This is a genomic window from Wolbachia endosymbiont (group A) of Apotomis capreana (assembly GCF_964027025.1).
In the GTDB taxonomy this organism is placed as follows: domain Bacteria; phylum Pseudomonadota; class Alphaproteobacteria; order Rickettsiales; family Anaplasmataceae; genus Wolbachia; species Wolbachia pipientis.
The window spans coordinates 1,168,955-1,191,519 of sequence record NZ_OZ034721.1 but is presented as its reverse complement, the minus strand read 5'-3'; the positions used below and the strand labels follow the sequence as shown (position 1 = coordinate 1,191,519).

14 protein-coding genes are annotated in these 22,565 nt (G+C 35.7%); 8 read left to right on the top strand and 6 right to left on the bottom strand.

All coding sequences use genetic code 11. From position 1 onward, the window contains the following. Window positions 1-77: 77 nt before the first annotated feature. The 4 genes from fmt to AAGD50_RS05945 form a co-directional block, all read right to left on the bottom strand. Complete coding sequence (gene fmt / locus AAGD50_RS05960; RefSeq protein ID WP_264723984.1) at window positions 78-977, bottom strand: methionyl-tRNA formyltransferase; 900 nt, start codon at window positions 975-977, stop codon at window positions 78-80. 12 nt (window positions 978-989) lie between these two features. Continuing rightward, window positions 990-1,355, bottom strand: coding sequence for a 50S ribosomal protein L20 (gene rplT, locus AAGD50_RS05955; RefSeq protein ID WP_015589254.1), 366 nt, complete (start codon window positions 1,353-1,355; stop codon window positions 990-992). Window positions 1,356-1,375: 20 nt separating this feature from the next. Next, a complete protein-coding gene (gene rpmI / locus AAGD50_RS05950) occupies window positions 1,376-1,582 on the bottom strand; it encodes a 50S ribosomal protein L35 (RefSeq protein WP_007548610.1) in 207 nt (68 codons plus the stop codon). Window positions 1,583-1,680: 98 nt separating this feature from the next. After that, window positions 1,681-2,124, bottom strand: a complete 444-nt coding sequence (locus AAGD50_RS05945) for a PAS domain-containing protein (protein WP_010962890.1) — start codon at window positions 2,122-2,124, stop codon at window positions 1,681-1,683. A gap of 165 nt (window positions 2,125-2,289) precedes the next feature. Between AAGD50_RS05945 and alaS the strand changes: the two genes are divergently transcribed. After that, on the top strand, window positions 2,290-4,923 hold the full coding sequence (alaS, locus tag AAGD50_RS05940) for an alanine--tRNA ligase (RefSeq protein ID WP_264723983.1): 2,634 nt from the start codon (window positions 2,290-2,292) through the stop codon (window positions 4,921-4,923). 280 nt (window positions 4,924-5,203) lie between these two features. On the opposite strand, the gene AAGD50_RS06845 is transcribed toward alaS, so the two are convergent. Continuing rightward, complete coding sequence (locus AAGD50_RS06845; RefSeq protein ID WP_410529741.1) at window positions 5,204-5,419, bottom strand: hypothetical protein; 216 nt, start codon at window positions 5,417-5,419, stop codon at window positions 5,204-5,206. A 557-nt stretch (window positions 5,420-5,976) separates the two neighbouring features. Further along, window positions 5,977-7,512 (bottom strand): lysine--tRNA ligase, encoded by a 1,536-nt coding sequence (locus AAGD50_RS05930; RefSeq protein ID WP_264723982.1) that lies wholly within the window; start codon window positions 7,510-7,512, stop codon window positions 5,977-5,979. A gap of 108 nt (window positions 7,513-7,620) precedes the next feature. Between AAGD50_RS05930 and AAGD50_RS05925 the strand changes: the two genes are divergently transcribed. The 7 genes from AAGD50_RS05925 (at window position 7,621) to AAGD50_RS05895 (ending at window position 22,560) form a co-directional block, all read left to right on the top strand. Beyond that, complete coding sequence (locus AAGD50_RS05925) at window positions 7,621-7,917, top strand: type IV secretion system protein VirB3 (protein ID WP_007548615.1); 297 nt, start codon at window positions 7,621-7,623, stop codon at window positions 7,915-7,917. A gap of 9 nt (window positions 7,918-7,926) precedes the next feature. After that, on the top strand, window positions 7,927-10,332 hold the full coding sequence (locus AAGD50_RS05920) for a VirB4 family type IV secretion/conjugal transfer ATPase (protein WP_010962886.1): 2,406 nt from the start codon (window positions 7,927-7,929) through the stop codon (window positions 10,330-10,332). Beyond that, complete coding sequence (locus AAGD50_RS05915; protein WP_213863603.1) at window positions 10,325-12,889, top strand: type IV secretion system protein; 2,565 nt, start codon at window positions 10,325-10,327, stop codon at window positions 12,887-12,889. Before AAGD50_RS05920 ends, AAGD50_RS05915 begins: the two co-directional genes overlap by 8 nt. A gap of 9 nt (window positions 12,890-12,898) precedes the next feature. Continuing rightward, window positions 12,899-15,295, top strand: coding sequence for a type IV secretion system protein (locus AAGD50_RS05910; protein WP_265041094.1), 2,397 nt, complete (start codon window positions 12,899-12,901; stop codon window positions 15,293-15,295). Beyond that, window positions 15,292-18,237: a type IV secretion system protein gene (locus AAGD50_RS05905; protein WP_341810031.1), complete on the top strand. Its 2,946-nt coding sequence runs from the start codon at window positions 15,292-15,294 to the stop codon at window positions 18,235-18,237. The genes AAGD50_RS05910 and AAGD50_RS05905 overlap by 4 nt, the downstream gene beginning before the upstream one ends. An 89-nt stretch (window positions 18,238-18,326) precedes the next feature. Next, window positions 18,327-21,941, top strand: a complete 3,615-nt coding sequence (locus AAGD50_RS05900) for a type IV secretion system protein (protein WP_264723977.1) — start codon at window positions 18,327-18,329, stop codon at window positions 21,939-21,941. Continuing rightward, window positions 21,931-22,560 (top strand): hypothetical protein, encoded by a 630-nt coding sequence (locus tag AAGD50_RS05895; RefSeq protein ID WP_264723976.1) that lies wholly within the window; start codon window positions 21,931-21,933, stop codon window positions 22,558-22,560. Before AAGD50_RS05900 ends, AAGD50_RS05895 begins: the two co-directional genes overlap by 11 nt. Window positions 22,561-22,565 lie beyond the last annotated feature (5 nt).

Here is a 22,565-nt window from a genome sequence, read left to right as displayed (position 1 = left end):
TATATGGAAAGTTTTTTAAGATTATATCTAAGAAAAGGAAATTTAGCTATTACATTTCTACACTAATTTAAAGCAGTCTATTCTATAAATTTTTTTACCATGCTTGATTTCAAGCCACGAATAAAATCTTCAATACTGCAAGGATTTCTCCCTTCCATTTGTACAACTTTAGGAATTAAAGTGCCACCTTTTAAACTTATGTGCATATTATCGTTAACAATCTTACCTTGTTCTGAAGCGAGAGCTTCAAAGTCAGCATCAAGTATCCTGATACGTTTATTTTCTATCTTAATGAATGCTTTTGGGTAAAACGCTTTAACCTTTCTATAAGCAACTTCACAAGCATCACTTGCATAAATTTTATAGTCTTCCACTTTGTTAGCGTAACATGCATCATTATCGCTCTGCTCTATAGGAACCTGTTTTTCAATTTCATTTAACACCTCAAGCAGTAAATCACTGCCTAATTCAGACAATTTATCATGCAATGTCTTGTAATTATCGTTCTTTTCGATAAGAAATTTTTCCTGTTTTAAAATAGGGCCGGAATCTAATCCTTCATCCAATTGCATAATGCTAACCCCGGTTTCTTGATCTCCTGCTAAAATTGTGTGCTGTATCGGGGCTGCACCACGCCACCTTGGTAGTAATGAAGGATGAATATTAATACAACCATATTTTGGAATATTCAAAATTTCTCTTGGAAGTATCAACCCATACGCGGCTACAACTGCAACGTCTGGTTTGAAATTTCTAAATTTTTCTTGCTCTGCCGAAAACTTTAGAGAGATAGGAGTACATACCTCTATGTTACTTTCTTCAGCGATAACATGTACTGGAGATTTCGTTGGCTTCTGTCCACGCCCCGAAGGTTTTGGAGCCTTGGTGTATACTGCCACCACTTCGCTCTTTGATTTCAGTAACAAGCTCAGAGAATTAACAGCAAATCCTGGTGATCCCATGAAAATAATTCTCATGGTGTCTTTGCTTTAAGAATTCTCTGCTAATTTACCACTTACAGCTTCTACTAATTTGGCAAAATCATCCTTATAATTAACGGCCATCTCAGCAAGAATCTTTCTATTTAAATCAATGCCGGCAAGTGTAAGACCATGCATAAACCTACCATAAGTAAGCCCATGCTCTCTTACTGCTGCATTAATACGTATTATCCATAAACCACGAAAATCACGTTTACGATTTCTTCTGTCTCTATAAGCATATTGCAGTGCTTTTTCAACTCTTTGTAATGCAATTCTATAACAACTTTTTGCGCGCCCTCTATAACCCTTTGCCAGTTTCAATATTTTTTTATGACGAGCGTGAGTAGTGACTCCACGTTTTACCCGAGCCATTTTATTTTACCTCCATTTTGTTAAATACCGTAAGGCATATGAAGCTTAACTATACGCGAGTCAGATTTACCAAGAATCGTTGTACCGCGCTGATTACGAATATTAGATTTACTTCTCTTTACCATGCCATGCCTTTTGCCTGACTGAGTAGAAATAACTTTACCCTTAGCTGTAAGGTGAAAGCGCTTTTTCACAGAAGATTTGGTTTTTAATTTTATTTTCTTCATATTCCAAATAAATTTACAAGCACTACTATTGAGTTCTTTAATAGTAATTAAGCATTAGTATAAATAATTTTATTAAAGAATCAAATTAAAATTGTATATTAAAGGAGTTTAAAAGTAATTACGCCCAATATGTGTGTTATACCTTCTTTATTCCCAAGTGGCAGCAATACTTGCCTCATTTTAACACTTTCACTTTCTTCCTCTTCATTGATCGGGCATTTACTCTCTATTACAGTATCAAGTTTATCAATAACTGCATCTATTTTATATAGTCGCAAAAATGGTGCATCAATTGCATACTTATTATCAATGCGCGTCTTTTTCTCAAAACCATAGAATTCAACAGCCTTTTCTCCTGCATTTTCACAAATATAACCTTGATCCTTGACTTCAATGACAAAACAATGCTGCCATGATTCCATTATTTCTGCAGTGTCTATTTCATGCCTTTCTGGCCAATCTCTGTCTGATCCTTTTATGTCATTCCAGTGTTGAGTCACCACATTTGCTATTCTTTTTTCTTTGCCTACATAAATTTCCATTCCAATTTCCACATATAAAACACAGATATGAGGTAAATTTATCGTGAATATATTGATTTTTTCTTACCACAAGGTGCATGTCACTAGAAGTTCTGAGATCTAGAGAGTGGTATTGATTTTATTTCCATTACAACTTATTATTTATAGATAACCTCAATAAAAACGATGAAGCTAAACGAAATCAGAGAAAGATTTATAAAATTTTTTGTAAATAATGACCACGAGCAGGTTTCTTCTTCTCCTTTGATTCCAGAACATGACCCAACGCTCATGTTCACAAATGCTGGTATGGTGCAGTTTAAAAATATTTTTACTGGTGCTCAAAAAACTGAAATGAAACGTGCTGTCTCAAGTCAAAAGTGCCTAAGAGCAGGCGGTAAACACAATGATCTGGAAAATGTTGGCTATACAACTCGGCATCACACATTTTTTGAAATGCTCGGAAATTTTAGCTTCGGTGATTACTTTAAGGAAACTGCGATAGAATTTGCGTGGGAATTTATCACTAAAGAGTTATCTCTTGATAAAAACAGACTATCCATAACCGTCTACCATACTGATGATGAGGCGTACGAGATTTGGCGTAAGATAAGTGGCTTTTCAAGTGATAAAATCATAAGAATTACAACGGATGATAACTTTTGGAGTATGGGAAGCACTGGTCCGTGCGGTCCATGTTCTGAAATTTTTTATGACCATGGGAGTCCTAATTTACAAGAGGGCGATAGAATTGTTGAAATCTGGAATCTGGTATTCATGGAGTTTAACAAAGATGAAGAAGGTAATTTACACAAATTGCCAAAAAAATGCATCGATACTGGAATGGGCCTTGAAAGAATAGCGGCTGTTATGCAAAACGTCCATGATAACTATGATATTGATCTATTTTCTGCTCTGATAAGTAAATCACAAGAGTACTGTGGAAGAACGGAAAATAAAATAGCGCATAAGATCATAGCAGATCATCTTCGCGCGGCTGCATTTCTCATCGCAGAAGGAGTGCTTCCTGGAAATGAGGGCAGGAATTACGTATTACGCAGATTAATTAGGAGAGCCACACGTTATATTCACCTGCTTGGATATAATGATTCCCTACTCCATCGTATTTTTCCAGTGTTGATAGATAGCACGAGTTCGGCTTATATGGGAGCTGAATTAGTCAGAGCTAAAAGCTTAATAGAAACGACGTTAAAATCAGAGGAAGAAAACTTTAAAGACACTTTGATGAAAGGTATCAATCTCCTGGAGAAATTCACTACAGATTTAAAATCGGGCGATACTTTGCCTGGAGAATCAGCGTTTAAGCTATATGACACCTACGGATTTCCTTTGGATATTACACTTGATATTTTAAAAGAGAAAAAAATAAATTTTGACCAGAAGGGTTTTGATGATGCAATGGGAGAACAAAAAGAGAGAGCACGTGCTAAATGGGCTGGATCTGGTGAAAAATCTGTTGAGCAAGTATGGTTTGATTTGATCAATAAATTTGGCAAAACAAAATTTGTTGGTTATGAGTTCAATGAAGTAAGTGATGCGAAAATACTAGCTATAGTTTCCTCTAAAAATGAAGTAATTGATTCTGCAAAGGAGGGAGAAAAGATAACCATTATACTTGATAAAACACCTTTTTATGGCGAGTCAGGTGGACAAGTGGGAGATACTGGCAGTCTGATCAAATCTGATAGAAGTATTATTATAGTCGAGAATACCAATAAGGTTAATGACCTATATTTGCACAGATGCATAGTTAAGTTCGGTTCAATTTGTAAAGGTAACACAGTTGCAGCAAGCATTGACAAGGAAAGAAGGCAAACCTTAAGAAGAAATCATTCAGCTACACATCTTCTGCACTTTACACTCAGAAAAATTCTAGGTGACCATGTCACTCAAAAAGGTTCCCTAGTTGCACCGGATAAGTTACGATTTGACTTTAGTCATAACACTCAAGTTACTCAGGATCAGCTATTCTTAGTAGAAGATATGGTAAACTCTCTAATCAGAGAAAACCTTTCTACATCTACAAAAATTCAGAGCATGAATCAGGCAATAGACGAAGGAGCTATGGCGTTATTCGGTGAAAAATATGGCAACCAAGTAAGAGTAGTGAAGATTGGAGATTCAAGAGAACTGTGTGGTGGCACACACGTTGAACATACTGGAGAAATTGGTTTATTTAAGATAGTAACAGAAAGTTCTGTTGCTTTTGGAGTGAGAAGAATTGAAGCTTTAACTGGTCAAGAAGCAATCAATTATGTACGTGATAATGAAATTAACTTAAAAAAAGTTGCAGAATTCGTAAAAGCGCCAGCAAGTGAAATAATAAACCGATTAAATATTTTAAATCAAGAGCGCAAAGAATCTGAAGCTAAAATAAAAAATTTATATAAAAAACTTATAAGCGCAGAGAGCATAAAAAGTACTGAAATAAATGGAATAAATTTTGTAAGTCATGCTTTTACCAATATTCCAGCGAATATAATAAGAGAGTTTGTTTTGCAGCAACAAAAACCAAAAACGATAATAGCTTTCACGGCAACAGAAAAAGATAAAACAGTCTTGATTATTAAAGTAAGTAAAGACTTAATCAATAAGATTAGCGCAAAAGAACTAATATCCATAGCAGTTGAAAAGAACTGTGGTGGGAATGCTGAACTTGCACAAACAGGCTGTGATAGCAATAAAATAGATGATGCCATTACAGCCATTTATAGCAAAATAACAGCTTCTAAGCACTCTACGTCATACCACCACGAACCGTCATACCGCCGCGGCGCTAACAAGCAGCGGGATACTTAACCATCGTCTACACCGTCATACCGCGATTCATTCGCGGTATCTCTTAGCCGCTAACAAGAGATCCCGCTAACAAGCAGCGGGATGACGAATTACTATGCCGCCGCGAACCGTCATACCGTTGCAAACCGTCATACCGCGATTCATTCGCGGTATCTCTTAGCATAGATCCCGCTAACAGGTAGCGGGATGACGGTTGTCAGGCTAGCTGTCATCCAAGTAGCTCGACTACTTGGATCCAGGAAAAAGAATGGTGTCATGAAAGTAGCTGACACTGATTCCTTTATGATGGTGTCATCCCAGTGCCCAGACACTGGGATCCAGGAAACTTAATTGCAAGTAATGCATTGGATTTGGTGAGTATGGGTTTTGCGTTATAGAATGAAGCACTTTTGGTGAATTTATAAAGAAAGCTGGATCCCAGTGTCAAGCACTGGGATGACAAGGTATAAACCTTATCGTCATGCCGCCGCGAACCGTCATACCGCGATTCATTCACGGTATCTCAGCCGCTAACAAGAGATCCCGCTGCGGGATGAAGGTTGTCGTTCAGCCACAAACATTAAGAAATTTACCAAATGAAAAAAAAGGCAAAAGAAGCCCCGTGGTTATTATCCGCTTTAAAATATTGGCGTTTTTTATGTTTTAAACGCTTGACAAGCGAAATTCAGCTGCTTTTAATTGCAACTAACTTACGCTGCAAATGTTTAAGAAATTTACTAAGCAGAAAAAAAGACAAAGAATCCCCGAGTTAGCTAGTCTTTTACTATCTCTGTCGAGTATTGGCATTTTTTGATGTCTTGTAACGCTTTATAAGCGCGTTCAGCTTATTTAGATAAAAATCTAGATGTAGATGAAGTTTTGTAAAGACATACAGTATCTATATACTGCAAAAAATTGAACATAAGACGCCGATACATTAAGTAATCCTTACCTTTTAATCTGCAGATTGGCGAAAGCAAATACAATAGCTTCAGTTTCATGATAAGGGGGCTAGCGGAGTTTGTCAAGGAATTCTTATTAAAACTAAAGAGCTCAAATGAAAGGAGGTAAACTCTAAAGTATACATTTAGTAGCGCTTTCTATGAGAGAAAGCGTATTACCTATTCCGTAAAGCTTTATGAAAGATCCCATTCTTGGACCGGTTTTTTGGCCAAGTAACGTTTCATATAATAGCTGAAACCAGTCACGTAAGTTGGTGTAATCATATTTTTTTCCAATAGAAAATACCTGAGATTGAATTTCTTCAGCAGTAGCAGTTGTAGATAGAGAATGTAAAGTGTCCTTCAAATCTAGTAACGCTGCTTTTTCTTTTTCATTTGGAGTTTTATATGATTTTGTTGGCTTGATAAAATCGTGATAATACTTTACTGCGAAGTCTGAAAGTCTATCAAGCATTTTATTATTTTCTGGTGTAACGTTTGGTGCATAAGAGGATATAAAACCCCATAGGATCTCTTTGTTTTCAGCATTACAAGCTGCTGCTAGGTTTAAAAGTAGTGAGAAATTTATGCCTGAAGTTTCTATACTGGGAACATTGCCCTGGTGAATGTGCCAAGCAGGATTATTTATATCCTTTTCTTTGTTCTCATGATAACGCTTTACAAATTCTAAATATTCATCAGTTGATTTTGGTATCACATCAAAATATAAACGTTTAGCTTTTTTAGGACTCTGAAAAATGTACAATGCTAAGCTCTCTGTTGGTGCGTAAGTTAGCCACTCTTCAATTGAAATGCCATTTCCTTTTGATTTTGATATTTTCTTTCCTTCTTTATCAAGGAAAAGCTCGTAGCAAAACAGAAGTGGTGGCTTTTCTCCAAGTATTTCACATATTTGACTTGAAAGCACAGCAGATGGAGTTAAATCTTTTCCGTGAGCTTCGTAATTTACTCCAAATGCGGCCCACCTCATTCCCCAATCAGGTTTCCATTGCAGTTTACATTTTCCTTTTGTTACCGGAACTTCTATTTTTTCCCCGTTTGGGTCTTCATACGTGATTGTTCCTTTATCTGTATTTGTTTCAATTACTGGAACTTGTAAAACTTGAGAAGTTTTTGGGCATATTGGCAAGAATGGACTATAAGTCTGCTGCCTTTCTTCCCGAAATGATGGAAGCATTACGTCCATCACTTTATCATAATTTTTCAGCAGTAGTAAAAGTTTTTCATCGTAAACGCCAGATTTATAACACTCTGTTGCACTCCTGAACTCGTATTCAAATTCAAACAAATCAAGAAATTTACACAACAATGAATTCATGTGATGACCATAACTCTGATGAGTGCCAAATGGATCAGGTATCATAGTCAATGGTTTATTTAAGTGCTCTCTTAGCATCTCTTGATTTGGCACATTATCTGGTATTTTTCGCAAACCATCCATATCATCTGACACTGCAATGATTTTGGTTTTTATACCAGGAGCTATTTTTTTTAATGCATTTACAACAACTGTAGTGCGGAAAACCTCTCCAAAGGTTCCTATGTGGGGTAAACCAGAGGGTCCATAACCAGTTTCAAATATTATTTCTTTTTTATTAGGAAACTCTTGCAATATTTTTTCTGCTTCTTGAAATGGCCAACTTGTCATTATCGAGATTAAATAATGTATCTTAACTTAAAGTGCTACTAGTTTCAATGGATTTTTAATATAATGATATAGTATTAGTGTTAGAGCTATTATTAGAAGGTTAAAGATATGTCCACAGGTAGTATACAAACAGATCAATTATTTAAAGGTCTTACAAGACCTGCAATGCTCTTTGGTGTGAGTTATATGTTTGCAATATTAAACGTCCTGATTTGCATGCTAATTTTCATTAATTCAAATGATTTAAGAGTGATTCTCTTAATGTTACCAGGTATACATGGACTTGGTTATATAGCTTCTGCAAAAGAACCGTTGTTTATTGAATTATTTATGGTAAAATTGGGAAAGTGCTCGAAATGTTTAAATCGTTTTTACCATGGAGCCAATTCTTATGATATTGCTTAACGTTGTGTGATGCTGAGGTTTAGGGCTATTCAATCAAAGAATAAATCTACTCTGAACAGGGAAGTTCACGCTGCTGAATTTATTCCTTATTCTTGCTATTGGAATAGCACAACCTTGATGACAAAAGAAAATTGGTTGGTTAAGGTTATAAAATTAAGTGGTTTTGCATTTGAAACTGCCGATGACGAGGATTTAGTCATACAGAACAACATCAGGAATCAGATGCTAAGAAGCATTTCATCTCCGGCATTTAGTTTGTATTTTCATACTATCAGACGTAAGAAAAATATTTTTTCTGATGAATTTGCAAGTCAAGGTTTGCCGAATTTTTTCGCTAATCACGTAAATCTAAAATGGAGAGAAAAACACGCAACAAGGCAATCATTTATTAATGACCTATACATTACGATTATCCGTAGAGCGGACACAAAAGGAGTAGAATTTTTGTCACATCTACTAAAAAAATTCGGACATGTAACTTCAAAACATGCTTGGGAAAGTGATATACGTGCCACGTATGAAGATTTAGAGGAAACGACAAATCGTGTAGTGACAAGCCTTAGAAATTATTCGCCTAAAATTCTTGGAGTAAAAGAAACTCCAGATGGTTTGTTCTGCGAAATAATGGAGTTTCTATCTAGAATCGTAAATTGTGGCTTCGTTACAAATACGCTTTTTCCGCTAAGAACTGAAATATCAAGATACTTACCAGTACATAGGTTATTCTTTGGCCGTAAGATGATACAGGTTGTGACTCATAATGAGAGTAAATATGCTGGAATAATTAGTATCAAAGAATATGGAAATCATACTTCTGCAGGAATGCTTGATTCGTTTTTACAACTTCCTTACGAGTTTATAATTACGCAATCTTTTCAATTTATAAACAGGCAAATGGCGATTGGAAAAATGCAGATACAGCAAAATCGAATGATACAGTCTGCAGATAAAGCTATTTCTCAAATAGCAGAAATTTCTCAAGCGCTTGATGACGCAATGAGTGGTAAGATTGCGTTTGGTCAACATCACCTGACTATTTTATGTATAGAAAAAAGTCCTAAATCATTGGATAACGCTCTGTCGTTGGTAGAATCAGAGCTTTCTAATTGCGGTGTTTACCCTATACGTGAGAGAGTTAACCTTGAACCAGCATTTTGGGCGCAAATTCCTGGTAATTTCGATTATATAGTGAGAAAAGCTACAATAAGTAGTCTTAATTTGGCTGGATTTGCATCTCAACATAATTATCCTACTGGTAATAAATTCAATAACCACTGGGGAGATGCCGTTACAGTTTTTGACACGACATCTGGTACTCCATTTTTTTTCAACTTTCATATAAGGGATGTTGGACACACTATGATAATTGGCCCAACTGGTGCTGGTAAAACTGTTTTAATGAATTTCCTGTGTGCCCAAGCGATGAAGTTTTCTCCAAGGATATTCTTTTTTGATAAAGATCGCGGTGCAGAGATTTTCTTAAGAGCACTTAGTGGTATCTATACTGTAATAGAACCAAGAACTAAAACAAATTTTAATCCTTTACAACTTGATGATACCTCTGATAATAGAACATTTTTAATGGAGTGGATAAAGTCTTTAATTTCGGTATATAATGATAAATTTACTTCAGAAGATATTGCACGAATTAATGATGCAATTGAAGGAAATTTTAAATTAAGAAAAGAAGACAGATTCTTGAGAAACCTCGTACCGTTTTTAGGGCTTGCAGGTCCTGATACTCTAGCTGGGGCAATATCTATGTGGCATGATAATGGTTCTCATGCTGCAATATTTGACAATAAAGAAGATTTGCTAGATTTTTCACGAGCAAGAGTATTTGGTTTTGAGATGGCTAGCTTGCTCAAAGATCCTGTTGCTCTTGGACCGGTCTTGATTTATTTATTTCATAGGATTAGTATATCTCTTGATGGCACTCCATCTATTATCGTTCTTGATGAGGCATGGGCGTTAATAGATAATCCAGTTTTTGCACCCAAGATAAAAGACTGGTTGAAGGTACTGAGAAAACTAAATGCTTTTGTGATTTTTGCTACTCAGAGTGTTGAGGATGCAAGTAAAAGTACTATTAGCGATACGCTTGTACAACAAACAGCGACACAGATTTTTTTACCAAATCTGAAAGCTACTAGTGTCTATCGGGATGTTTTTATGTTAACTGAACGTGAATATATATTAATTAAGCACACAGATCCGAGTACTAGATTCTTTTTGGTGAAACAAGGAGTCAATGCTGTAGTAGCTAGAATAGACTTAAAAGGCCTGGATGATATAATCAACGTATTATCCGGACGTGCAGAAAGTGTTCTATTGTTACACGATATATTAAATGAAGTTGGGGACAACCCAAAAGTATGGTTGCCTATATTTTATCAGAAGGTAAAAAATGTTTAAGACTAAGCTGTCATTGCTATTAATTGCGATATTTTTACTAAATATAGACTTTTTACTCTCATATCCAGTGCTTGCAGATGGAGTAAGTGGTACTGACAAGACAGAATTTGTTAGCAGATTTAATTCCACTGGCAGTTTTAGTCGTGCCTCTAATCCTGATTGTGGAGCGTTTAAAACAGCTGCAGCACTTGCTGGAATAGCGATTGCTGTTGGCGCAATATTTACTGGCATTGTTTTGATCGTTTCTTCTGCTGGTTTGTTTACCGCTCTTGTTATTGTTGGAATGATAGCTGCAATTGTTGGAGTCTGGAAAGCGATAGGAGGGCTTGTTGTTTGTGAACATAGTTTTGTTAAACACCCAGTTGCACGTGATCATGATGGAAAATACAAAAATTTTAAATTAGAAGACACAGGTTATAGTGGCTGCACCAATGAAAATTACCAAACAGAAGAGGAATATTTTTCTTGTTTGCAAAATAAAGCTCGGGAAGACGTGAACAAAAAAGATTATGACGGGAAAAGAGCAGAAAAAGAAGCCTTAAATTCTAACGTTCAGGAGAGTACAGAGAGTTATTACTGGCCAAAAAATGGTGTGCAATACAGTGAATATATAGAAGTATGTCATCGAAACCCTTTAACTTTTGGTAATCTTTTTAATAAGGTAGACTTTAATTCTAGAGGAAAACCTGGATACATAGACTTTGATGTCAGGGAGAAAGACACTGGATACGTAGATGGGTCATGGTCCTCGAAGGTTGATGGTGGTCTGGAATGTAGAGTTCTCAAAGCAGGACAGAGCGAACCCATACATGGAGCTACATTCAAAGCAGTGAGAAAAACGGGCAGATTATGTGTGGAGTTAGCCAGTGTTAGCATGCTTGGTATCGAAATGACTCCTTGGCCGCAAGGGGTTGATATGGGGTGCACGGAATTGCCACCTGACCCACTTGCTCCTATGTGTGAAAAATCTGTGATGATATTCAAAAATAAAGATGGTACAGGAGAGGAAAAAGTTCCTATTGGTAATAATGATGACTATAAAACTATTATCAGATCTAAAGAAAAAAGACTCAACGGACAAGGGGGGAAAATTTTTGTAGGTTATGATAATGCTGGCTGTTTTAGCTCGTATGTTTCTGAAGCTTGTTATAACCAGGCAGGGAGTAAATCATTAGCTCCTATTCCCGTAACTTCTATGATAGTGCAATGCATTAAGGAATCGTTAGATAATTTAGTTGCAGGTAAAGGTGCACCAAATGGTGAGAGTTTTATATCTGTAGCACAGAAAAGGCTGAAAAACACTGTAACTGCTGTTTTAGTTTTAGCTTTAATACTGTTCTCTATAAAAGCCATGTCTGGTGGAGTTCAGAGGCCTCAAGAAATGTATATGTTGATCATAAAATTCGCTTTAGTGATTTACTTCACAACAGGCAGTACCATGTCTCATTATTATGGAGAATTAACTCGTCTCTCAAATGGTTTGTCAGAGATAGTGCTAAAAGCATCATCTGAAAGTAAAGGCATATGTAATTATAAAGCAGGTACAGATTATGAATATACTCGTGCAGGAAAGAGGGTATCTTACAGTTATCTTGCACCTTGGGATAGGCTTGATTGTAGAATTTTATTTTATTTAGGTGCCCCTTTAGATGGAATTGGTGGCAAAATTGGTACTGGAGGTGTTGCAACGTTAGCAGTCTTGCTTGGTGCTGCTCCTGTCTTATTAGTTGCAGGTTCGGTAATCGGTATTATTTTTGCTGGTGGACAAATTTTAGTAGCTCTTGTCTGTATATTTATGGCCGTTCTGATGATGATGGTTATTTTGTGGCTGTGCTATGTATTTATTTTATCTCTAGTTGCTTTAAGTGTAATCATCATTTTATCACCTTTGTTCATTCCTATGGTTTTATTCCAACACACCAAAGGATATTTTGAAGGCTGGGTGAAAGAGTTGATTACCTATAGCTTATACCCGGTTATCCTTTTTGCGTTTTTGTCCTTTATGTTCATAGCATGTGATAAAATCTATTTTAAAAATTTAAATTTTGAACTGGACGAGTCATATAAAAATGAACAACCGGACAAGTCATATGAAAAGAAACAAGCAGAAATCTCATATAGTAAGAAAAAACAGTGGTTTAAATTGAAAGATGGGGAATGTGATAAAAATGAAACTACTCTTGCATGTATGATGCAAAATTATAGCTTTAAAAAGAGCAGCATACTTGGTCTATTCGACTTTACATACATGGAGTTTGGCAGCTCTCTCATCGGAGAATTATTAAAATTGTGTTTAGTATTATTCCTCTTTTACCACTTTTTAAACATTCTTCCTGGCATGGCTGCTGAACTTGCTGGTAACCATAGAGCAGCACTTGGCTCAGGTCAGACACCTGGACAAATGGTGGGCAAAGCTTTATCTGCTGCCAAAGCTGCTGCTGGGGGTGTTGCTGGAGTTGCTGGTGCTGCTGCTAAGAAGTTGAGTGGTGGAGACAAGAGTAAATCTCGAGGTTCTGGTTCTAGTAGCTCCGAGAGTGTTAACAAAAGCACTGAATGAGTTGGATTTATGCTAAAATTTTTGCTGATAATACCGTTTTTTTTTCTGTCAGGCTGCGGGGAACATCACTGTATTAAGCCAGAAAATTTATCAGGTTTGCGTGAAAAACTAGATATAGTGTCAACAGAGCAGAAATGGGTTGATTCTGGTGTTAATATCTCAGATAGAATAAGAGTAACAGAGATTGATATAGTGCCTAGTAAGGTTAATTTTTGTCCTAAGCAGTATGCAGATTTTGCAATTGGGCCTGGGAGAAATGACGTTGCATTACCATTTGCACTTAAAAAAGGCGATACGATAAGCTTTAGTGTGATTGGAAGTAAAGTGTGTAAAGATAAAGAGAGTGAGACAAAAATCAGGTATTTGAAAATCGACGAAAAGTGTAGCGAGCAAGAAACGGAACATTTTGCACATGTTTTAAATCAAGAGAAATGCCAAGGTGGCAAGGATGGGATATGTCCTAATAAATATATAATAGGCGATGCGCAATGGTTGAGTGGAAGAGAGTACTGGGATTCAGATTTTTCGAAGTTAGATCAAGATGAAAGAAAAAAGGAAATTGAAAATATTATTAACTCTATAAAACAAGGAGAGAATATAGATTGCAGCAAGCTTTCAGAGAGCAGTGCAAGTAAGATAGATACGCACATTTTAAATTCACTCTGTAGACGTATATGTAAATTTTCTTCTGGTCGTAGAGGCGAGGATTGCGTGTATATTGAATATAATAATATAGAAATTGAGCTATTCAATGCTTTAAATTCTAGTGGTGAATCTGTTGTTGCTGAAATTATTAGTAAAATACTAAAAGAAAAACAGGTAAAAACTGACATTACACTTTTGAAAGTTCACATGGATGGTGAAGATTTTGAACACATTCCAACAGGTGGCATATGTACTAACTGTGATTATAAGATAGAAAAATACCATCGAACACCAAGTTTAACTTTTAGTTTATGTAGTAGAAATGACGAGCACTGCTACAATAGAAATGACAAAGGTGGTTTCAACATAAGAGTAACGAAGAACCATAGTCTGGAAAATAGCTTGTATATAAGTGTTTCCGATAAATTCCCTGAGCATAAGCCTGGTGAAAATCAAGCGGATATATCTGTATATATCAGCAAAGTTCATGACATGGAAAACTTGAAAGGAAAATTAAAAGACAAAACAGGCACCATATATTATGGAATAAGAGACCATGGCTGCGATTACAAAAATGAAGGTCAGTTTAGTATTAACCTAACAACTAAAGAGCCACCTACAAAAACTTTTAGTGCAATATATAATTTCTTTGATGAAAAAGTGAAAACTGCATTTTTCGGCTCTAATTATAAAGACCCTAACGCAATTCACTCTGATACTAGTCCTGTAAAGTCTCTTTACGAAAGTTTTATAAAATCAAGCAGAACAAATACCATTAGATCTACTATAATATCACTATTAGTACTATATATAATCTTATATACTCTTTATTACTTTTTTGGATTAACTCATATTTCTATATATGAGTTTTTAATTATATGCGTAAAGATAGGAATCATCGCCCAGCTATTGCAGGATAATAGCTGGGACTTTTTTTATAACAACGCATTCTCTATATTTATTAACACTCCAAAACAACTAATAGAAATAGCAAATTTTAGAGGCACTACTTCAAATGTTTTTGAGTTTCTTGATTTGCCGCTCAATAGGTTCTTGTCATCGCATTCAGTATTGTTAATAGTATCTCTTATATTTTCTGGCCCTTTGGGCATTGTATCTTTTTGCTTGGTGATTTGGGGTTTAATCACAGTGAGCTTATCTATTTTTAATGCCTTATTTTCTTTTATTACATCTATAGCAATAGTTGCGTTATTACTTTCTTTAGCACCTATTTTTATTATTTGTCTTTTATTTGCGTATACTAGGCAGATGTTTCAAAACTGGGTTAAAAATTTAGCAAGATTTGCAATTCATCCAGTGGTCCTTTTAATTTTTATATCACTGATAAGTCAGGTTATGGATTATATTGTGTATTCAGTATTTGATTTTGAGGTCTGCTCTACATGTATACTTAATATTAACCTAAAGATTTTTAACCCTTGTATTTTTTATGGTTATGCTTCCAAATATACACCTAATATTACCGCTATGATGGCTTTTGTTATTTTGGGACACGCTATGAAAGCTTTAGTTGAAGCTTCTTCGGCAATATCTGACTCGTTGTTTGGTGCTTATGTAGCAAGCGAACCTGGAAGACAGTATCAACAAAGCTTAATGGGAACAGTAGGGTTAGATGAACAAAGTGTTCAAAGAAGAGAAAGAGGAGATGCCTCTCAACAGTCAGGTACGTCAAGACCTCAAATACCACAAGGGACTCAAAGGTCAACGCCTCAGATACCACAACCAGGAAGACAGCAATGATAAGTAAAAGATCACTATTATTGATACTGTGTCTTGCAATCACTGGTTGTAATATGGATTGTGTCGAGCCTGGGTTGCAGAGCAAAAACACCAGCGTTAATGTGGATGTTCCAGTTCGTAAAGCCGATAAAATTCATTGGGTTGATTCTGGTCAGGTAATTAGTCAGGGTGAGAAAATCAAATTCACCCTCGATGGATCAGTAAATTTTTGCCCTTTTAAAGAAGACAAAAATCCAAGGAAAGTACTTGTGCCAGCTAGCTTTTGTGCTGATGGCTCAGAACCAAATTATAGTAAGGCTGCGGATATTAATAGTGTACCTAACAATTATGGTGTTAATGAAAGTAAAAACGAACTATGTGGTGGCAAAGGATTTGGCAGCAATAGACGTTATGTGGACACTGGAATTAAAGTAAATCCTGGTGACAAGTTAAGCTTCAGCTTAGTTCCCAGAAAAATAACAATTGATTACGACAATCCAGAAGGGAAAGGCATCAATTTTGATGACAATTGTTATAAAGCTGTAGAAAATGATCGTAAGGAAACTGTATATAAGAAAGCTACAGTGAGTGAAGTACATCAGGGGGGAGAGTTTTTTTGTGATGGTAAAGATGGTACAAAAAATAAAATACAATTTTTACCTCTTGATAAAACAAAAGCAAAGGAAAGCAAAGTGCTAGTTGGCAATGGGTATACCCCATATGATAATAAGGTGCATTTTAATAAAGGTTATATTCAAGACAACGAACCATGGGTATATGGTTCACTACTTGATTTACGCCGCGCTAAAATAGGATTGAACGAGTTATGTGATGGAAAAAACTGTAGTCTTGATGAGAGAAAAAAGTACTCCTCCTATGAGCTTAACTGTTACCATCAAAATATATGCTATACTGAGAAGGGTATATGGAACTATGGTTTAGGTCAAGCAGGAGAACGGAACTGTGTCTCCTCTATAAGGTATAAGAAGTACGATAAAGGAAATAAATGTGATATGTATTCTTATCTAGAAAAAATGGAAGGGAATGTTAAAGCAGGTAGTTTTACTGAAGATGATAAATCTTGGGCTGAGGCTCTTGTTGCAAAAATTGGTGATCCTGATGATAAAAATACCGCTAAAGGTATTCAATGTCTTCCAAAGAAAGAGGGTGCAAAAGGGGATAATATGTGTTCGCAAATTGGCGATAACAATAAATTCGAGGATTTTTCTCTGGAATTGAACAATGATTATCCAGTAAATGACGAGGTAACGCCCGGTAGTAGTGTGATGCTCGCTATCGCAGATTATGGTCATTATTACTATAATAGAGGAGGGTACCATGTTAAAGTGACTAGATCATGTGAATATATTAATGGCGAAAAATTATATGTATATTTAGGTGATGAGCCACCTAAAGATTTGCATGGTGTGGGAACTAATGATTTTAAAGTGGTAGGAGTGAGAGAAAGAGTAAACGGAAAAGATGAGTACACCATATTAGATGTAATAAGCGGAGAACACTTTCAGAACAAAGAATCTAAGAAGATATATTTCGGCATCAATGTAAGCAACGTAGAGAGAGATGACATTACAGATAAAAATGGCAAATATTATGAAAATAATAAGTACACAGTAACTTTATTTGTTAAAAGAAAAATTAATGATTTTATTTCATCGAATGTAAACGGGGTATTTAAACTTATAAAAGAAGAAGTAATTGGGGACAGCGTTAAAGATTCATACAAAGGATATGCAAGAGGTCTTCTTCAAGGGGTAAGAGCTTTGCTTACTCTATACGTTATATTTACTGTCGTTGGCTATATGCTTGGAACAATACAGCTAAGTAAATTTGATTTCATTGTAAGAATGTTCAAGATAGCATTTATAGCTTTTGCCTTTAGCGATAGAAGCTGGGAACTTTTTGGTACAACTTTATCCAGACTTTTTATAGATGGTAGCACTTATTTAGTTGATAGTTTTTCTGGCTATGTAGGAGAAGGGGAGAGAAAATTTGCATTCTTAGACTTGACAGCAGGAGTATTATTCACAGCAGAAACTTGGCTAAAGTTTTTATCGTTGATGCTTTCTGGTCCTTTTGGCGTTATTGCATTTTTGGCAATACTCTGCGCTACTTATGCGTTTTTAAAATGCATTATTAGTGCTACATTGAAATATGTAATATCTACTGTTCTAGTAGCGTTTTTACTGTCATTAACACCTTTATTTATCGTATTTATTCTATTTCAAAAGACTAAACCCTTGTTTGATAATTGGATAAAAACGTTGGCTCATGTTTCATTAGAACCAGTCATTTTATTTTCATTTTTATCTCTTTTAAATCAGTTGATGTATTCAGTTTTATATAACCTCACAAATTTTTCTACATGCTATCAATGTTTAATTAGCGTAAATTTCTTATCGTATGATCTGTGCTTGATGAAATCAATACTGCCTCTTGGATACAGTCCTGGCACTAGCGTTGATGTTGCACTCAGTACCGGAGAAAGGGCTGGTGGACACTTTGCAGCATTACCTATAGACCTAATCCAGGCGTTTACATACCTCATTATTGCCGGTGCAATGGAAGCTTTTGTTTCTATATCGGAAACTATGGTACAAACACTATTTAGCTCTGGTTATGGAGTTACTGGCGGTGTTGGTACAGTTGCTAAGAGCGCATCGCAAGCTATGCTGTCAACCGTTGGCCTTGATGATAAGACCCAAAGTATGATACAGAGTATCAAGCAGAAAATGAGTAAAGATCGGGGAAAAATTGAGGCTAAATTACCTAACACACCAAAGCAACCAGACAAAAAAGAAGATTCTAAAGGAAGTTCTGATAAAACAACGAGTGATAGACCTAAAACATTAAAACAATCAGATCAGCAAAAAAATTCTGATGAAACAATAAGAAGTGATTCTAGTGCTAAAGCTAAAAACAAGGAAGAAAATGGAGAGGAGTAAGATATGAATGATGTTATGGAGTAACTAATTAAAAAGATATTTTAAGTAAAGTTTTAGAAATTTATTCTGTATTTGGAAAAAGTTTAGATATGCAATCACGTTTAGGCAAATGTTGGTTTAGGGTATTACTTCTTGCAGCTTATGTGCTGATCACAGGTTGTAGTAAGAACGATATGCCTTTTCCAAGGTGCATATCTGCTGACTATTTTGGTCCTGAACCTATTGCAGTAAGCGCTCATTTTTCAAGCGATCATGATGCTTTTATTCCAGAAGGTGAAGATGAAAGCGTTATTGATCCTGACACTGGTGAAATTAATTCTGGTTTTCACCATAACCAAGTGGTGAAGTGGAAAGATACTGGATTAGAAACCAATGGAGATAGCTTAATAGTGCGAGTAAATGGTGCATGGACATCTTGGAGTAATAATAACAAGAAGGAATCTAAAAAAGGCAGTTATACCTTACAAAGCTTGGAGCAGTTAAAATATGCAACTAAATTTGAAGGTAAACAAAGTGATAATAGTTTACCTAATTTTCACTTAGTTTGTAATGATTATAAACCTAGCATACAAAAATTTTCAAGTAAGTCTGATACAAGTTGCACTGTAAATTGCAAGTGCATTAATGAAGATGATAGCGCAAATACAGTATCACGTGGTGCTCCATGTTGGTTTACCAATGGTCATGGTGCTTATCTTTTGTTTCAAACGGGGAAAGATGATCCTAACGAAAATCTAAAGTTAATGCGCGATCCTCAATATCCTACTGTACATCTAGGTTACAACTCCGTGGCAGAAAATGGGAGCGGTCTTTTTACTTTAGACAGAGATAGCACTAAATTAAAAGACAGAAATTGTAATGAGTTGAAGTTAAAAAAGGGATGGAAAATATATGTAAAAATATTAGATAGATATTACTTAGATAATGTAGGTGGCTACTCTTTTGAGTTCTTAAGTGGAGTGCAGCAGCCAAGTAGTTTTGGGTTTTTTGATTACATTTATAACTATCTAAAATGTGTATTATTGATTAACGAAAATTGCAAAGAACATTTTAATAGCAATGATCCTGCAGTTGCACAAGCTATGTTCGAAAATATAGCTGAAAAAAGTACGAGCTTTCACAATTTTGTTCTTTCCTTGCTTGTTCTATTTGTAATGATTTCATCGCTTCTTTATCTTTTTGGCATGATACAAGAAACTAAGCATGATATGCTCATCAGAATGATGAAAATCACTCTAGTAATAGTGCTTATATCTCCTGGAAGTTTTAGATTTTTCTATGATCATTTTCTTGTTTTATTCGTTAAAGGTCTTGAACAATTGATAAGTATAATTACTAATTTTGCTCCCAACATGAACACCGGAAGTATTGCTCAAGGAGATGAAGCTAAGTTGTTTAGCTTCATGGAGGACATGTTCAATAAGTTTTTTGCTTATTCTGTTTGGAAAAAGTTTGCAGCGTTTTTACATTACCAAATGTGGGCAAGCCTTCTTATGATACCGGCAATTTTCATAGGGATTGTGCTATACTTCTTGCTGTGCTTATATGCTTACATAATATTTCTCTCTGGTTTTATGGGTATAGCTTTTCTTATAGCCATTATGCCACTGTTTCTAATTTCTATTTTATTTTCACCGCTGAAAAGTCTATTTGAAGGTTGGATAAAATTCTGCATCAGCTTTTGTTTACAGTCGATTATGATATTTGCTCTCTTGTCATTACTGGCTTCCATTATAATGAATACCTTTTATAGGCAGTTAGGTTTTACTGTATGCTACAATAAATGGTTTGAGGTAAGGTTATGTGCTCCAAAATGGGTGTTTGGTGGTTTTTGTATCGTTGATAAGCAGTACTTTGGTTGGACCCCAGGGCAAATTTTCGTACCTTACACTCTTGGAGAAGCTTCTCCGCTGAACGTAGATAAGAACATAGAAGGTATAGAAAAGATAAGCAGAGAAGGTGGTACAATAAAATTTACTGGCGGTGCTGGGTATATCCCTCTTCCACCGGATTACATTGAAAAAGGGTTTCGTTATATAGATTATCCTTTCTTTAACCCAATTCCTGGTACTAAAGAGAATCCAGCAGACCATTATATTGCAGAAAGTGATATGGTAGTAGATAATAGCTGTAGTGTAAAAGATTTAGTGCGTTTAACAAATAGTTTATCCCATGCATCAGAAAAAGCTGATATCTTATTATTGATTAATAATATAAGTAAAAAGACAGAAATCTATTGTAAGCAGCCAGGAAATGAAAGCAGGTGTACTAATTACAAGGAAATCATAGAAAAAGTAATTCTACAGCCAAGTTTAAAAAGTGAAATAAAGTCTTTAGTGCAAGATATAATTAGACAAGATGGGAGCTGCCAATCACAGAATTTTTATAAGGTAAATAGAAACTATCAAGAAAATAGTGATTACCAAAGGGTGCAAGACATACAGAGAGGTTATTTAATCAATGCAGGGGAAATCTTTATACTATTCTTGCTTTCATTTTTAATGTTCTCCTTACGCACGTTCGTACAACAAATGGGCTCAAGTATCGCTGGTGGTGGATTCAGCGTTTACAATATATCTAGTATGTATCAGGCATCGCCTTTGACTGGCATAATGGAAGGATTCAAACAGCAGTGGCAAAATTTTGCTGGTAGAGGACTTGAGTCTTTAGGCAGTTGGGCTACTCATTTACCGGATAGATTAGCCGGAGGTGCAGCTAATCTGCTGGGGAGAGTACCAAGAGTTGGAGGAGTGCTGAAATACGCTATTGATGTGCCACGTAAATTTGTAGGTGCTACTATTGAAGCAACAAAATTTGCAACATCACCTAAAAATGACGTTGATAAACTTGAGGAAAAGATCTACAGGGCATTTGGAGTTGATAAGGAAGATATTACACACAGAAGGATCGGTAAATATTTAGATTATTATAAAGGATACGTAGGATCACATTTGGGCTATACAATAGAAGATGCTATGAAGTTTACTTGGGAGCATGGCCTTGATTCTATAGGAGTTAGGCGCCGTACAGGAGAAAAAGATGGTTATCCAAATAACTTACTTTTTAGAGCAAAATCGCATAGGCAAGATTTCTTGAATAAGCTTCATGATGACACCATAGGCCGTAAGAGAGAACCAGAAAAAGACAATCCTGATCAATCAAATAAGGTAGAACGAGAGTTAGGCACGGAACTAGTAAGAGATAACCATGATCAGCCACTAGAAGAAGGCGACCCTCTTCGACTACGAGGGGGAGGTCAGCCAGATAAGGTAGTACGAGAACTAAGCACAGAACAAGAAGACAAGCCTAATCAACTACAGCATGATCAGCCAACAGAAGAAGATAAGCCTAATCAATCAAATGAAGTGACACGAAATTTAGGCACGGAACCAAAAGGCCCAGATGAAATTGATGATTTTGGATCTGCTTTTGAAGGTATGGAAAAACGTGCTGAAAGAGAAGGCAGAAGAAATCAAAATAAAGTTTACAACCTCTCACCACTTTTTGAAATGAATACTCCAGAAGCTGTAGAAAAACGTGCTGAAAGAGCTAGAAGAAAAAAAGAAAGAGAAGATCGAGAAGGTGAAGTTTATAATCTTAAGCCTTTATTTAAAGAACCAAAAAATCCAGAAAGGAAATTACCGGAACCAATGAGGAAACCAGATGCAAAAGGAGATGAGAAGAGGATTGAAGATGAAGACTAATAAAAATTTCAAAGGCCTTGATTATTATAAATTGCAGCAAGACGATAATGGCAATATAAAGTTAAATGACTATGATGATATTTTTAATGCGCGTAGGGCAAGGGTAGATTTACTATTAGACAACACACCAGACAACAATATCGACCTCACTAGGTTAAATAAAGCTTTGAGTGAGAAATTTGTAGATAATCATGGTTTATTGTCTGAATTTGATAAGGAAGACCAAGAAATTGCGCAAGAAAGGCTTAAGGTGTTTAGTATTTTAGAAAGCCTTGAAGACCTTAAAAGCGTGAAAAGTGAGGATCTGTTAGAGGTTAGTTTATTGCTATCAGACCTTAGCTTCATAGAGAGAAATGTTGTACTAAATACCGATCAGAATTCTGATCTAGCAGGATTTAAAAACCTATTTATTGAAAAAAAAGCATCTGGTGAAGAGTATAGTGAAGAAGAATGTAGAGGCTTTCTTGATAATATAGATAAAATCAATACTATAATTAAGTTAGAGTTAGAAAGCAGAATTGAAGGGCTAAATCATGATGAAAAAAATGATCATGATGATTTACAAGATGAGATTGGTCAAGCAATTAATGCAGCAGGCAAATCAGAAAAAGATAACTGATGAGT

Bases quoted from the DNA above. Each gene is read 5' to 3' on its own strand.
- fmt (WP_264723984.1), bottom strand. From the start codon at position 977: ATGAGAATTATTTTCATGGGATCACCAGGATTTGCTGTTAATTCTCTG.
- rplT (WP_015589254.1), bottom strand. From the start codon at position 1,355: ATGGCTCGGGTAAAACGTGGAGTCACTACTCACGCTCGTCATAAAAAA.
- rpmI (WP_007548610.1), bottom strand. From the start codon at position 1,582: ATGAAGAAAATAAAATTAAAAACCAAATCTTCTGTGAAAAAGCGCTTT.
- AAGD50_RS05945 (WP_010962890.1), bottom strand. From the start codon at position 2,124: ATGGAAATTTATGTAGGCAAAGAAAAAAGAATAGCAAATGTGGTGACT.
- alaS (WP_264723983.1), top strand. From the start codon at position 2,290: ATGAAGCTAAACGAAATCAGAGAAAGATTTATAAAATTTTTTGTAAAT.
- AAGD50_RS05930 (WP_264723982.1), bottom strand. From the start codon at position 7,512: ATGACAAGTTGGCCATTTCAAGAAGCAGAAAAAATATTGCAAGAGTTT.
- AAGD50_RS05925 (WP_007548615.1), top strand. From the start codon at position 7,621: ATGTCCACAGGTAGTATACAAACAGATCAATTATTTAAAGGTCTTACA.
- AAGD50_RS05920 (WP_010962886.1), top strand. From the start codon at position 7,927: ATGCTGAGGTTTAGGGCTATTCAATCAAAGAATAAATCTACTCTGAAC.
- AAGD50_RS05915 (WP_213863603.1), top strand. From the start codon at position 10,325: ATGTTTAAGACTAAGCTGTCATTGCTATTAATTGCGATATTTTTACTA.
- AAGD50_RS05910 (WP_265041094.1), top strand. From the start codon at position 12,899: ATGCTAAAATTTTTGCTGATAATACCGTTTTTTTTTCTGTCAGGCTGC.
- AAGD50_RS05905 (WP_341810031.1), top strand. From the start codon at position 15,292: ATGATAAGTAAAAGATCACTATTATTGATACTGTGTCTTGCAATCACT.
- AAGD50_RS05900 (WP_264723977.1), top strand. From the start codon at position 18,327: ATGCAATCACGTTTAGGCAAATGTTGGTTTAGGGTATTACTTCTTGCA.
- AAGD50_RS05895 (WP_264723976.1), top strand. From the start codon at position 21,931: ATGAAGACTAATAAAAATTTCAAAGGCCTTGATTATTATAAATTGCAG.